Raw genomic sequence first — 13,474 nt, 5'->3', positions numbered from 1 at the left:
GTGCCGACCGCCGTGGCGGTCGGCACGGCCTCCGGTGCGGCTGACGGACCCGTCGCGCAGTGTCGCGACGCCCAATTGCGTCGCGGTCACCGAGAGCGTTGGATTACCCGATTTCCCGAGCCAGGTCGCGGATAACCGCTCAACACATGCTCTAACCGCGACGCACCTCCGAGGTATTCACGGCCGAGCGCGACCCGAGCAAGGGCAACGAGGTGTCGTGGAAGACCACGGCCAGAAGGTGACTGGGAAGGTCAAGAAGAAGATCACCTACGTCACCGTCACCTCAAGCAGCACCCCGGCGGTGACGTTACCGAGACGCGGTGGCGGTACTCGCTGCAGAGATCCCCGCCGGCCTCCGACGGCAAGCACCCCGGCGGTACGACCCCCCACCGCGTCGGGCGGTGGGGCCTCACCTATGCCCGGGTCCGCCCGGCTGCGCCCATGTCCCGTGGAGTACCCACACGAGCAGTCGGGCGGACGACAGGACAGCCCCGCCGCGGACAGCAGGTCGGTCGTCGACGGGACCACGTGTCCTAGCCCGTCCGGCCAGCCAGTGGACCACTCGCCGGGCCGGCGCGACCCTGCCCGAAAGGCACCCCTCGGCAAGCGGTGGACAAGGCCACATCTCCAGCATGCGCCTGCATCCGGAGCATCGCGAGGCCCACGACAGCACCGAGGCAGGCACCCCGCGCATACCCGAGGCGCGTCTGCGGTAGTCGTGATGCCGCCCTCGGATACCGGGGGCCGGGACGTCCGCGCGGACGACGAGGTCCTTGGCACCGTGTACCGGATGGCCGACATGCTGGAGTTCCTGCGGCGGCGCCGGCTGGGACGTGGACATGGTTGACGTCCTCGACGCGAGTTCATCGAGCGGAGTGGCGGCGGACCCGAGGTCTGGTGAACGGATGAGGGCCGACGCTCGCCACAGGCGCCGGCCCTCTGCTCTTCGCACCCAGTGGATGGGCTCTCCGGATAGGCGTCAGGGCTGACATCGGGGGAGAGGTGCGGGACAACGGATATGCAGGTGAGCCTGCATGTGGATGTACCCGGTTGGCGTGAGCGATGCATGAGCGGAGGTCCCGCAGAGGGCCGGAATGGCCAAAGTGGGCGGAGACGTAGAGCCTCGCGACCAGGGAATCTAACATTCACCGACGTCGCCCGGTGGCGGTTGTCACTGGGCACCGGCAGGTGTCCTCAGCCCCGGTGCTGCACGTGGATATGGCGCATCGTCGTGGCGATCCACGAGTGCTCAAAACCTCCTCGATCCCAGTTGGGATGCGCGAGAAACCGCAGGTCACAACCAAGATCTAGAGTCTCCGGCCAAGCCTGAACGGTCCATCCTCCCTTTTGGCTGCTCTGCCCAGACGGTCTTTCCCTGATCCCAATAACGGGTACCCCACTGGTCCGCGAGGGTGGCGACGATGAACAGCCCTCGGCCAGTCTCGTCGATGGTGCGGGCGTGTTTCACGTGTGGAGCGCAGATCGAGGCGTCGCTGACCTCGCTGGTCAACATCTCGTCGAGGATCAGCCGTAGCTGCAGTGGCGGAGCGCCGTAGCGAACCGCGTTGCCGACGAGTTCGCTGACGATGAGCTCATTGGTGAACGCAACCTCCTCGTCCACGCCCCAGGCAGCGAGTTGGCGCCGGGCTGCCGTACGGGCGATCGGAGCGGCTTCGGTACCCGGCGGCAGGGAGAGGGAGAGAACCTGATCTGGGGGCAGTGCTTTCGTACGCGCGAGGAGCATCAGTCGCTCGTCGGCCCGGTGGCCGTGTCTGAGCGCATGCGTGATGTCGTCGCGCAGCTCGGGCAGACTCCGCTCACTGCCGCGGTCCAAGAGCGGGCGCAATGGTCCTGCCAGGACCTCGTTGGCGAGTGGCGTGGTGGCCATGGCCAGGGTGGTGCCTTCGGGGAGGCTGACCGTGGTCGCCGGAAACGGGGCGTTGCCCGCGCCGGCGAGCAGGGGGCCTGGAGGCACGGCCAAGGTGGACGACGTGCCGTCGGGGAAGACGGCCACCGGCTCCGGGAGACCGGCACGGGCGAGGGAGCACGTGAGGGTGACCGGGTCGTAGATGGCTATGGCACAGCCGGCGGTCAGCGACTCACGGTGCATGGGGTCACCAGGCGGTAACGCGGCACGTTCAGCTGCGAGACGGATCGCGGTGTCGCTCAACCGGGCCAGTAGCTCGTCGGGCCTCAGGTCCAGTGCGGCAATTGAGTGGAGCGCCGTCCGAAGCAGCCCCATCGTGACCGCCGCGGCGACGCCTCGCCCGGCGACGTCGCCGACGACCAGCGCGGTCCGTGCGCCGGGCAGCGCGATCGCGTCGAACCAGACGCCGCCACCCTCCGGCCCTGGAAAGTGCAGTTGGCAGACCTCCACAGAGCTTGGCGTGGCTGGGCGCTGGGGCAGAAGTCTGCGCTGGAGAGTCGCTGCGATGGTCCGCTCACGGGTGTAGCGACGTGCGTTGTCGATGCAGAGAGCGGCGTGCGCGCACACGCCCGACGCGAGCTGGAGGTCCTCCTCCTCAAAGGGATCTTCGTGCTGGTGGCGGTAGAAGCTGACTACCCCCAGAGCATGATTGCGCAACGCCAGCGGTGCCACGATCAGTGAGCGGACGTCTGACCGCCTGATGGAGTCCGCTCGGGCTGGGTCGGCGGCGAGCCACGCGCTGTCGGCGTCGATCGGGACCAGCCGTGGGCGGAGGTCGGAAAGTACGTGCGAATAAGGGGTGCCGGACGGCAGCGGGCGCACGTCTCCCACCTGGTACGCCGAGATCCGTCCCCGGAAGGCTGTTCGGTGTAGGGGAACGTCCTGGTCGACGGGGACCACAGGCGGGTCCTCGCCGCGGACGACGTCTTCGACGACTTCGACGACGGCGATGCCGGTGAAGGCAGGCACTACTGCGTCGACCAGTTCCCGGCACACAGCCACCACGTCCAGCCGCCGCCCCACCCGTACGCGGACCGTGTCCAGGAGGGCCAGGCGTTTCAGCGCGTTCTCACGCTCGGTAACGTCAACCGCTGACGCCACCAGACCGAGCACGTCTCCACGGCCGCCCTCCAAGCGGGCGAAGGAGACGGAGTAGATGCGGCGTCTGTGCAGGCCAGGAACTAGGACGGCCCGGACAAGCCGGTTTAGTACCGGCACTCCGCTCTCCATGACCCCGCGAGCCACCGCGAGCTCTTCCTCAGGGTCGTCGAGTTCGAACGCCTCGGTGAACCGCTTGCCGAGCAGGTCTGCCACTGGTGTGTCGCGCAGCCAACGGGTGCCCGTGTTCATGCGGACCACACGCAGGTGGTCGTCCAAGACGTAGATTCCCACCGGGGACTGGGTGAACATGGCCCTCAAAACCGCCACGTCCTGCTGTGAAACTGCGTCCGCTGCAGCGCGTACCTGCCAAACAATGGAAGTGCCGTGCAGCACCGGCTTGACCAGCACCGGGGCCCCTTCAGAGAGGCTGCCTCGACGCCCTCGGCCTCCAGCGCCGATCTCACGCATCAGCGCGACGACGGACTCGCCTACGGCTTCCTCGGCGGACCACCCGAACATCTCCTCCGCAAGACGCTGCCACTCGATCACCCGCCCGTCCTCGGCAATCATCATGAGCACGTCGCGGTCGGGCATTGAAAACACCTCCCGCTCTCATCCCCGGGTTCATCCACCGCGCGCTCTGCGTCGTGCACTCCTCCACCAGTTCAAGCGCGTGGCGGTCCTTCGGCAACCCGACATGGGCGCTTCAATCTGTAACGGTAGGCCGATCTACCTCCTGATGAGGATGCCGCGCGGCCCTCCCCTACTTCACCGACGCCGGACGCATGCCGGCGTGCAAGCACTACCGCCCGCACGCTGCCCTCGGGTTCGACCCGCGAGACGCCGACACACCGACCGCTCTTGGCCACGATCCAACCATCGCCATGTGCACGGCGGCTGCGCTGTTCTTGTTCAGGCTTCACTCAGCTCCCGCCCCAGACTGACCCGCTCTCCACGTCGTACAGCACGAAGTAGACCGTGAGTCGGCTGAGGAGTCGGGGCGGATCCGCGCGGGAGCGGATGAGACCGGAAGACAGCCGCACGGACCGTGTCGTACGTGCTGTCGACGATGCTGTGTTCCGGTCCCGCGGTGAGTGTGTCGGCCTTAACCGTCCACCGCCAGCCCTGCTCCTCGACGGCGACGAACACCTGGTGTTTGGCCCGCCGGTAGGCGGCGTTGCGAGGCGCCGACATCGGTGGCGTCCGGGCCCAGGCCGGACGGACACCTTGTGGGCAACGGCCGCATGAGGATCACGGAGCCAGGATCAGGGAGTACGCGGGATACCCGATGCCGAAACGGTCGCCTGCCGCGACGCGCGTGCGCTCAGTCAGGTGGGGCAGCCCGAGACCATTAGTCCGCCCCTGGACCACCGCTTCCCCAGGCTGTCACCACACCAAGGATCCGCTCGTCCACCCGTTCGGCAGGATGCCGCGCCCGCGGGCTGGGGCACACCTAGCATGCTGACTGTGCGACTCATTCTTCCGACGATCGAGGGCGGCGGCCGGGTACAGGGCCTCCTGCAGCTCATCGAGGACGGCATCCATCTCGTCGTTGCGGCGCTCCTCGTACTGCTGGCGGGGCTTCTCACCGTCGGGGTCGTCCATGACGTCATCAATTCGATCCAGGGGCCGTACCGCGAGGAGACGGTCGTTCTTTCCGCCCTGGACAATGGCCTTGTGTTGTTCATCGTGGCCGAGTTGCTCCACACCGTCCGCCTCACCATCAGGAACCAGACCCTCGACGCGGAGCCGTTTCTCGTCGTCGGCCTGATCGCCGGCATTCGCAAGGTGCTCATCGTGACAGCCGAGGCGGAGAAGTCCTTCCGGTGGAACGTCGAGGGGATCGAACTGCTCATCCTGGCGGGGCTAATCCTCGTGATGGCGACAGCGGCCTACGTTTGGCGGCGCTCGACGCGGCCGGGAGACTACTTCCCGGTTCAGGAAGCGCGGCGCCACCCGCCGGCGACGCCGTCACCCACCCCCGTGAGCGGGTCCTGATCTGTCACCTTCCGCCGCCACGGCCGCGCGCACCCGCTGCTCCTCGCGTGCAGAGCCGACGTCCCGTTCCAGGGGTGTGCGGCTGACGGCCGTCGTGAGGTCCTCCAGGGCACGCTTCTGCAGTTCCGCTCCCCGCCGCGCCACCGTGCTCCGGTCCCCGGCTGGGGCGCCCTCCCACTCGTTGAGTGCCTCCTCCACGCGCCCCCAGTCCGGATTCCTGTGCTCGCGCATGTCGTCTGCTGCCTGCGCTGTGTCCGCCTCCAGGGCCTCGGCGAATTGCTCTGCCTCGGGGATGGAACGGCTGTCGGCCCACGGGACGTGGCTCTCCATGAGCATCGCTGCCCGGCCGAAACGCTTGAGCGCCTCTTGCGCCTCCTCCGCCTCGCGCGACGTCAGACATCTGGGGCGGACCGGTTCCTGCCTTGCCTGGTCATATGCCTCCTGCCAGGCTGCCCGTGCCTCCCTGCTCGCCAGCAGTGCCCTGCGCATGTCGGCGCGATGTTCCCCGGTCGGTTCGGCGTAGCTGCGGAGCACCGCGGCCGCGTAGCGGCCGTTGGCGGCGAGCCAGTCCGCAAGCCGGTTGGGCAGCCGGGGCGTCTCCCATGCGGGGAACACGATGTACGCCAGCATGGCCAGGGCCCCGCCGATCAGGGTGAGCACCACCCGCTCCGGGACGGTCTGCTCCCATGCCTGGCCGCCCATGCCGAGCAGGAAGACGACGTACGCGGCAGTGAAGCACTGGGAGTAGGCGTAACCGGTACGGATCAGTGTGTACGACAGGCCCGCAGAGACCACCGCCAGCGCGCCAAGTACGTGGGCGTCCGGGCCCAGGGTCCGCACCATCCCGGTGGCGAGCGCGACCCCGGCCAGGGTCCCGGCAAGACGGGCCACCGCACGCGCGTACGTCCGGTGGAAGTCCGGCCGCATCACCATCACTGAGGCGATGGGTGCCCAGTAGCCGTGGTTCAGGGGTAGCCGGGCGGCGATCAGATAGCCGAGCGTGGCCACCACCGCCAGGCGGATGGCGTGCCGGAACACGGGCGAGTCCCGGCGGAGCTCACGACGGACGGCCCGGACGACTACGGGGAGGAGCCGGAACATGGTCGGGCGCACCAGAAACTGAGCGCTCGCGGTGCCGGGCGGCGTGGGCGTCTTCCCTCGCGCGCCGCTCCCGGCGATCTCCAAGGCCTCGCCGAGTAGTTCCACGAGCTGCTCGGCGGCCTGCCGGGCGGGGCCCTCTAGAACTTCGTGCTCGTCGTCGACGCGCAGGACGTCCGCGCTTTTGGGCGGCACCTGGGCGGGAGTGCCGCAGCGGATCGAACGGGCGGCCGCGTCCAGGACGTCGGCGGCCGCGTTGAGCAGCTCTCGGGCCCGGTCCCGCCCGGGTCCCTCCGCCGGGGCGCCGACGTCCGGGTCGGCGAGCGCGGCGACGACCGGCCGAATGCGCTCGGCCAGGCCCCGGGGGCCGTGGAGGGCGGGGGGACGGGTGCGGGCCTGCGACGGTGTCACGGCGGCCGCGTCGCGGGCCGTCATCAACGGCTCCGGGTCGAACGGGGCGGTCGGGTCGTGTCGCAGCCGGCGGGCGTAGTCCGCCACGGCGGCCAGGGCATCGGCGAGCGCGTCACGATGTGCCCCCCAACGGCGGATCGGGAACAGCAAGATCAGCGCGGCCTGCGCCACGCCTCCGAGCGCGATGATCCCGGCGTGCTCCAGGGCTCGCCCGACGCTTGTGGGCAGGGTGATGGTCACCAGCATGCTGCCGACGGTCGTGGCTGCGACGATCCCAGCGGTCGATCCGACGGCCCACGCCATCCCCGCGAGAAAGGCCCATACGGCCAGCAGAGGGAGGAACGTCACGAGTCGCCCCGCTGCCAGGTAGCCCACGAAGGTGCTGAGTGCCAGGCCTGCGCCTGCGCCCAGCGCGATCACCTTGCGTGGACGCCAGGTGCGCTGGAAGGTGGCCCCGCCCGCCGAGTAGGCACCGAGGGCGGCGGACGCGGCGTATGCAGGGGAAGCCAGCCACAGCGCCGGCCCGACGACGATTGCCACCCCAGCGGCCGTGCGCAGCGCGAGCAGGGGCTCCAGCCTCGTCTCCTCGATCGTGAGTCCGGATCGCACGACGTCCCCGAAGGCCCGCAGCCACGTCACGCGGGTGAGCCTAACCGGAACGCCCTGCCGGGTCGCGTCGGTCTGATTGAGGTGGGGGCAGCCGTCAGGCAAGGAAGGCCTTCCGCACGGGCCCAGGAACAGGGCGGCCGCACCGCTGGGACGGGGCGGTGCCACTGCGGACAATGCTGGGCGTCCACCGCCCGTCCCACCGAGCCGGAGAGCGGGCGATCGCCGCTGGTTCAGGTCCGACCGGAGCGCAGGCGATCGTCGCCCATTCCGCCCCGGCCAGCCGGGGGCGAGCGCCACCGGTCGGCCGGACCGGTCCGGGGGAACGGGCGGGACGGCGGCCCTCGGGTCCCTTATCCCTTGTGGCCGTTGCCGTGTCCGTTCGGATGCAGGACCACCTTGGTCCAGCCCTCGTCACGGGCGTCGAAGTGCTCATAGGCGGTGGGGGCCTCGTCCAGGCTGAGTTCGTGGGAGACGACGAAGCTCGGCTTTGCCTTCCCGCCAGCGATCAGATCCCGCAGCGCCCGGTTGTACTTCTTCACCGGCGCTTGCCCGGTGCCCATGTGCTGGCCCTTGAACCACATCATGCCGAAGTCGATCGGGACCTTGCCCTGCGCTTCCAGCTCCCCTTGGGCCTCAGCTCCGCCGGGATCCTTGGGCAGGAACACGCCCACCACGCCGATGTCGCCCGTGAACCTGACCGAGTCGATCAGTCCGTTGAGCGTGAGGCTGGCGTCCTCGTGTCCCTTGGCGTCGTGTGCCTGGTATCCGACGCACTCACAACCGTTGTCGGCGCCCAGACCGAGGGTGGCCTCCTTGACGACCTCCGCAGGCTTCTGCTCAGCAGTGTTGATCGGGATGGCCCCGATCTCCTCCGCCTTGCGCAGCCGGTCGGGCTGATGGTCGGCTACCCAGACACGGCCGGCGCCCTTGAGGAGGGCTGAGTAGGCCGCCATCAGCCCGACGGGACCGGCCCCGAAGACGATCGTCTGGTCGCCCGGTTTGACGTGAGCCATCTCGGTGGCGTGATAGCCGGTGGGAAAGATGTCGGCGAGCATCACATAGTCGGTCTGCCGGTCGGCGGCGTCCTCGCCCAGCCGCAGCGCGTTGAAGTCGCCGTAGGGCACGCGCAGTAGTTCTGCCTGGCCGCCCTGGTAGGGGCCCATGTCGGCAAATCCGTAGGCGGCTCCGGCCAGTGCCGGTTCCGGCTGCATGGTCAGGCAGTAGTTGGTGAGACCGCGCTCGCACTGCTTGCAGAAGCCGCAGGCGATGTTGAAAGGCAGTACCACGTACTGGCCGACCTGGACCTTGCGGACGGCCGGGCCGACTTCCACGACCTGGCCCATGTTTTCGTGTCCCAGGGTGCGGCCTGACTCGAACGAGGTGCGGCCCTCGTACATGTGCAGGTCCGAACCACAGATGTTGGTAGTGGTGATCTTGACGATGATGTCGCAGGGGTGTTCGATCTTCGCGTCCGGTACGTCCTTCACTGTGACCGTTCGCGGGCCTTCATATACCGCTGCTTTCATGATGGCTTCCTTTGGTGCCGCAGCATGGCCGCGGCACGGCAGGGATGGAGACAGCGCAAAGAGCCTGACTCCAGGGAGTTGGTGCGACGGGGTCCGTGGATCCGGCATGCCCCTGTGGGCTGTCCACGCGGTTCGGATGCAACGGTGGTGCCACAGCGGGGCCGTCAAGCGAAACCCCGGCGCTCCGGCGGCGTACCGTCCGAGTCCCCGGCCCATGACGCGAAACACTCACGCATTGATCGACCAGCGGAATCTTCGGACCCGGACGACCGTCAATAAACGACGCGTCTTCAAATCAGGTTACCAGCTGGTCACCGTGGTCGTCACGGAGCATGTGGAGACGTTCCTGTTCGCGCTTGGAGTAGGCGGCTGCCCGGATCGCCTCGTCGCTCTCCAAGCCTGATCCCAGCGCGCCACCCACGGTGGCGACCGAAGCGACGAACCATGACAACGTCAAGTATTCCGCGGCCTGCAGCGGGCTTCGTGTCACAGAAGCGAACACTTCGCCGTTGATGATGAACAGAGCCCACACCAAGTTGATGACAATCAACCCGCCATAGCAGACGAGCACCCCGATACCCACGGTCATGACCGTCGAAGCGTTGTAGAGCCTCGCCCTCTGCCTCGCCTCCGGTGAGACCTCTGTCGATCGATGCCACAGCTCCGCGTCGATGATCAGCCAGCCGATCATGAGCCCGACAGACCCGACCGTCGCGATCACGAGGCGTGGCGCGCTCAGGTACTCGGCCAGGCTCCAGATGGTGGAGTTCACGGTGGCGACTGCTCCCGTGGCGAGTGCGGCCGCCAGGGCTTTCGACAAGCCCGGCACCAACCGCCACGGCCGGTTGGCGCGGACCATACCGATGAGCACCCTCAGGTAACCGCGCGGACCGCTGACGACGTAGCGAAGATCAGCGGTCTCCTCCTCTTCCACCGGGCCTCGGTGAACAGGCGCGAGACGACTGACGAAGGGCCCGAGCACCGGCTGACTTTGCGGAGGTCCTCCAGCCCCAGTGGCCCGCGGACCCGCCAAGCCCAGCACGGCTTCTTCCACGGCCCGCCGCGCTCTCGTCTGCAGACGCAAGCCCCCCAACGCAGGAAGAGACACCAGCGCCAGACCGTGTTCGTGACTCAGATCCACGACGAGCTTGCGCCCGTGTGAGCGCAGCGGAAGGTCGGTGAGGGCCACGACGATATCCCAATGCTCAGCTTTTCCGCGGTCCATGATTCGGCGCATCAAGGTGGGCGGGTCCTCGGTCCCTGCGGTGAAGGGCTCACTGACCACCTTGACTTCGAACCGCCGCCCCTGGCCCGACTTGTCGGCCAGCCGAGTGGGAAGTACCTGAGCCATGCGCTGCGCGATCTCCGTCGGCGCATCCGGATCCGCCAGGAGAGCCACGACCGTAACGCCCGCAGACGACACCCGCATGACTCCTTTCCGACGGCCGCCCCGCGATCGCCCGTGCCCACAGGATGCCTCGGAGGTAACGTCGGCGCCGCATGACACGCTGGCCCGCCGGTAAGTGCAGGAGGTACGGCCAGATCTCCTCAGCCTTGTCCTCGGCATCACCTGCCTCTACGCCATGCTGTCCGTGCTCGCTGAGTCACCGCGACGTTCCTGCTCACACCTGAGTCGGTGCGCCCGCTCGCCGGGCGCATTAGCCCGATGCCGGTTACAACCTCTGCCTCGCCCGTTCATCCCTCATGGAAACCGTCGGCGGTCCGCTGGACGCGGACGCCCGAGGGGTGGGCCGGGCCGCCCACGGGTCGTCAGGGGGAAAGCCAGCGCTAGGAAAGGGCCTGGCCCGCCACAGGCCGGCACACCCGACTAGGGCCCAGCGGAGCGGACCAGATTTCCCGTCTTTCCCCGGTGCTCGTGCACGAGGCGGATCGCCATGGCACCCTCACCGGTGGCCGAGGCCACCCGTTTAACCGAGCCGCTCCTGACGTCGCCGGCGGCGAAGACCCCGGGAAGGGTGGTCTCCAGCAGCAACGGACCCCGGCCGAGCGAGTCCCACCGGGTCGGATCGGCCGCCGCCTGGGCGTCCGCGCCGGTGAGGACGAAGCCCTTCTCGTCCAGGGCCAGCACGCCGGTGAGCCACTCCGTGTGCGGCCGGGCCCCGATGAACACGAACAGCGCCGCGACCCGCAGCTCTCGGTGCTCACCGCTTGCGTTGTCCTCCACCAGCAGCGACTCCAGCTTCTCCTCCCCCGAGGCACGCCGGACTTCGGTGTGGAGCAGTACCTCGATCTTGGGGTGCCGTTCTACCTGGTCCACCAGGTAGCGTGACATGTCCGCGTTGAGGTCACCGCCCCGGACGAGGAGGTGGACCCTGGACGCGTGGTTCGCGAGGAACAGCGCCGCCTGCCCGGCGGAGTTCCCGCCGCCGACCACGGCGATCGGATCCGCCTGGCAAAGACTGGCCTCCTGGACCGTCGCAGCGTGGTAGACGCTGATGCCCTCCAGGCGATCGATGCCGGGCACCTCGAGTCGGCGGTACCAGACGCCCGAGGCGAGCACTACGGCGGCTGCCCGGACCCGGGAACCGTCTGTGAAGGTGACGACGTACTCGTCGTCCTGCGGGGTGAGGGCACTGACCTGGGCCGGCACCATGAGGCGGGCACCGAACTTGTGAGCTTGGAGCACCGCGCGTTCGATGAGTTCGCCCCCGGAGATGCCCGACGGGAAGCCGAGGTAGTTCTCTATGCGAGACGAGGTAGCGGCCTGGCCGCCGGTGGCCACGGCGTCGACGGTGACCGTGGTGAAACCGTCGGAGGCACCGTACACGGCGGCGGCAAGTCCCGCGGGGCCCGCACCGACCACCATCACGTCACACCGCCCGGCCTCCGGCGAGGGGGCGGGCAGCCCGATGAGCCGGGCGAGTTCGGCGTTGCTCGGATTGCGCAGCACCCGCTCGCCCTTCCAGATGACCACCGGAGTCTCCTCGGGGCGGATGGAGAACCGGCGCAGCAGCGCCTCCGCATCCTTGTCTTTCTCCAGATCCACCCAGCGGTGGGGCAGCCGGTTGCGGGCGGCGAACTCACGCAGCCGCAGCGTGTCCGGTGAGTAGCACGACCCAAGGATCCGGAAGCCGGCGCCGAGTCCGATGAGCATGTACCGGCGGCCCAGGTAGGCACGGAGGATCAGGTCGCCGAGGACGGGGTCGCGGCCGACCAGGGATCGTTGCTGCTCCACCGGCACGGCCAGGACCTCGCCCGCCTCGCGCACCACGGCGGTGTTGAACGCCGTCTGGCCCTCCAGCAACCCGAGTTCGCCCAGGAATCTGCCGGGTCCGTGTACGGCCACCGTGCGCTCGCCGGGCCCGCCGAGGTCGTGGAGTATCTCGACGGTCCCGCTGAGGATCGCGAGGAACTCCCGGAACGGCTCGCCCTCGCGGTACAGCACTTGCCCCTCGGCGGTCCTTCGGCGCTCACCGTGCCCAGCCAGGTCCTCGAGCTGCTCCGGTGTCAGGCGCGGGAACGCCCCGTATCGGTCTGGTGTCTCGTGGACCGCACTCTGCTTGTGCTCGGCCGCGCTCATCAGACCAGGGCCTCGTCGACGTAGCACCAGCGCCAGTCCTCTCCTGGCTGGAAGGACTGCACGATGGGGTGACCGGCGCTGCCGGCGTGCCGCCTGGCGTGCTTAAGGGGCGAGGAGTCGCAGCAGCCGACGTGTCCGCAGGTGAGGCAGAGCCGCAGGTGCACCCACGGGGAACGCTCCTTGAGGCACTCCTCGCACCCCTCCGGAGTATGCGGCGTCACTGGGCGGACCATCGCCAGGTGCGGGTCGGGAATCGTGGCCATCAGGGTTCTCCTTCCGTGGGTGGGACTGCTCAGTTGCGGCCCGCGATGCTCTTCTTCACCCAGTGGCGCAGCGCCGAAGCGGCGGCAACGGCCCACCGGGACATCGCCCCTCCCGTGTCGAGCGCCCCAGGCCGAGCAGGCCGCGTCAAGACGCGGTTCCCGGACCTTTGGGCGCTCCAACCCCCATCCAGCCCGCAGACTCTCGCCTCGCAGCGGCGCCCAGGGCCGACAAGGTCGGCCGTGCGACGCCGACGATCTCGTGGATGGGTTCGACGTGGACGCGGCGCTGCAGCGGGCTCAGGACCGACTACGCATCTGGCGGGCTCGCAGAACGCTCTTGGCGGCACCCTGGACGTGGATGAGGCGATCGCCACTCACAGCAGGAGGTCGAAGACCGCTCGGGCCTCGTCCCAGTGCTGAGTCTGGGGGTTCTTCAGGTCGGGGTGGAGGATCTTGAAGCTCTGGGCAAGGGCCAGGCTGAGGCCGCCGATGATGTCCGGATAAGCCGCCTCGGTCTCCTCGTCAGGCGTCCGGTCCAACGCGGGGTGGGTGGCGAGCTGTTCTAGAATCGGCTTGATTTCTACTTCCTGGTCGATCTTCTGGAAATGGTGAATGCTCTCCTGTAGGCCTTTCGTGATCGGCAGGTCACAGGTTCGGATGATGTCGCGCCCATTAGCCTTGGCAGTGGCCTGGGCAACGGTCAGCAGATCGTAGAGCTTGGCGTCGACAAAGTCGCTGTAACGCTTGAGATCGTTCTTGTCGACGTCCAGCCCCGCGGATGCGCGGAAGAACCTTTCGAACTTGGAAATGGACATCACGGTCATGACGGCAACCTCCGGCTGCGGGCGCCGGGGTAGCTCCCGGCCCCTCGGCTTCCCCGCCAGCCTGGCTGACGGGGCACGTGAACGCATACGCATGTCGGGACCAATCGACCTCCCTGAATTGCCCTGCCAGGCCCGAGTACGGGCGAGCGTGCGAGTCGACCCACACGTACTTGCGG

The 13,474-nt window shown here is 68.4% G+C and carries 9 protein-coding genes; 2 read left to right on the top strand and 7 right to left on the bottom strand.

Translation table 11 applies throughout. The annotated features are described in order from the left end of the window. Window positions 1–721 precede the first annotated feature (721 nt). A complete protein-coding gene (locus ABZ479_RS37440) occupies window positions 722–847 on the top strand; it encodes a hypothetical protein (protein WP_500465731.1) in 126 nt (41 codons plus the stop codon). 447 nt (window positions 848–1,294) lie between these two features. Here ABZ479_RS37440 and ABZ479_RS37435 read toward each other — a convergent pair whose 3' ends face one another. Beyond that, window positions 1,295–3,622: an ATP-binding SpoIIE family protein phosphatase gene (locus tag ABZ479_RS37435; RefSeq protein WP_500465730.1), complete on the bottom strand. Its 2,328-nt coding sequence runs from the start codon at window positions 3,620–3,622 to the stop codon at window positions 1,295–1,297. Window positions 3,623–4,486: 864 nt separating this feature from the next. On the opposite strand from ABZ479_RS37435, the gene ABZ479_RS37430 reads away from it, so the two are divergent. Then, a complete protein-coding gene (locus ABZ479_RS37430; RefSeq protein WP_500465729.1) occupies window positions 4,487–5,026 on the top strand; it encodes a phosphate-starvation-inducible PsiE family protein in 540 nt (179 codons plus the stop codon). On the opposite strand, the gene ABZ479_RS37425 is transcribed toward ABZ479_RS37430, so the two are convergent. The 6 genes from ABZ479_RS37425 to ABZ479_RS37400 form a co-directional block, all read right to left on the bottom strand. Continuing rightward, window positions 5,000–7,174 (bottom strand): FUSC family protein, encoded by a 2,175-nt coding sequence (locus tag ABZ479_RS37425; protein ID WP_500465728.1) that lies wholly within the window; start codon window positions 7,172–7,174, stop codon window positions 5,000–5,002. The genes ABZ479_RS37430 and ABZ479_RS37425 overlap by 27 nt on opposite strands. Window positions 7,175–7,494: 320 nt before the next feature. Next, a complete protein-coding gene (locus ABZ479_RS37420; RefSeq protein ID WP_089228934.1) occupies window positions 7,495–8,670 on the bottom strand; it encodes a glutathione-independent formaldehyde dehydrogenase in 1,176 nt (391 codons plus the stop codon). A gap of 295 nt (window positions 8,671–8,965) precedes the next feature. Continuing rightward, window positions 8,966–10,099, bottom strand: a complete 1,134-nt coding sequence (locus ABZ479_RS37415) for a hypothetical protein (RefSeq protein WP_500465727.1) — start codon at window positions 10,097–10,099, stop codon at window positions 8,966–8,968. Window positions 10,100–10,498: 399 nt separating this feature from the next. Further along, on the bottom strand, window positions 10,499–12,211 hold the full coding sequence (locus ABZ479_RS37410) for an FAD-dependent oxidoreductase (protein ID WP_500465726.1): 1,713 nt from the start codon (window positions 12,209–12,211) through the stop codon (window positions 10,499–10,501). Next, window positions 12,211–12,474 (bottom strand): UBP-type zinc finger domain-containing protein, encoded by a 264-nt coding sequence (locus ABZ479_RS37405; RefSeq protein WP_378359922.1) that lies wholly within the window; start codon window positions 12,472–12,474, stop codon window positions 12,211–12,213. Before ABZ479_RS37405 ends, ABZ479_RS37410 begins: the two co-directional genes overlap by 1 nt. Before the next feature lie 374 nt (window positions 12,475–12,848). Next, on the bottom strand, window positions 12,849–13,298 hold the full coding sequence (locus ABZ479_RS37400; protein ID WP_500465725.1) for a DUF1931 family protein: 450 nt from the start codon (window positions 13,296–13,298) through the stop codon (window positions 12,849–12,851). Between the last annotated feature and the right edge of the window lie 176 nt (window positions 13,299–13,474).

The sequence above is a fragment of the Streptomyces sp. NPDC005722 genome (assembly GCF_040630935.1).
Classification (GTDB): domain Bacteria; phylum Actinomycetota; class Actinomycetes; order Streptomycetales; family Streptomycetaceae; genus Actinacidiphila.
Note: the sequence above shows the minus strand (reverse complement) of the source record. Positions and strands in the feature narration are given on the sequence as shown.

Bases quoted from the DNA above. Each gene is read 5' to 3' on its own strand.
- ABZ479_RS37440 (WP_500465731.1), top strand. From the start codon at position 722: ATGCCGCCCTCGGATACCGGGGGCCGGGACGTCCGCGCGGACGACGAG.
- ABZ479_RS37415 (WP_500465727.1), bottom strand. From the start codon at position 10,099: ATGCGGGTGTCGTCTGCGGGCGTTACGGTCGTGGCTCTCCTGGCGGAT.
- ABZ479_RS37410 (WP_500465726.1), bottom strand. From the start codon at position 12,211: ATGAGCGCGGCCGAGCACAAGCAGAGTGCGGTCCACGAGACACCAGAC.
- ABZ479_RS37405 (WP_378359922.1), bottom strand. From the start codon at position 12,474: ATGGCCACGATTCCCGACCCGCACCTGGCGATGGTCCGCCCAGTGACG.
- ABZ479_RS37435 (WP_500465730.1), bottom strand. From the start codon at position 3,622: ATGCCCGACCGCGACGTGCTCATGATGATTGCCGAGGACGGGCGGGTG.
- ABZ479_RS37430 (WP_500465729.1), top strand. From the start codon at position 4,487: ATGCTGACTGTGCGACTCATTCTTCCGACGATCGAGGGCGGCGGCCGG.
- ABZ479_RS37420 (WP_089228934.1), bottom strand. From the start codon at position 8,670: ATGAAAGCAGCGGTATATGAAGGCCCGCGAACGGTCACAGTGAAGGAC.
- ABZ479_RS37400 (WP_500465725.1), bottom strand. From the start codon at position 13,298: ATGACCGTGATGTCCATTTCCAAGTTCGAAAGGTTCTTCCGCGCATCC.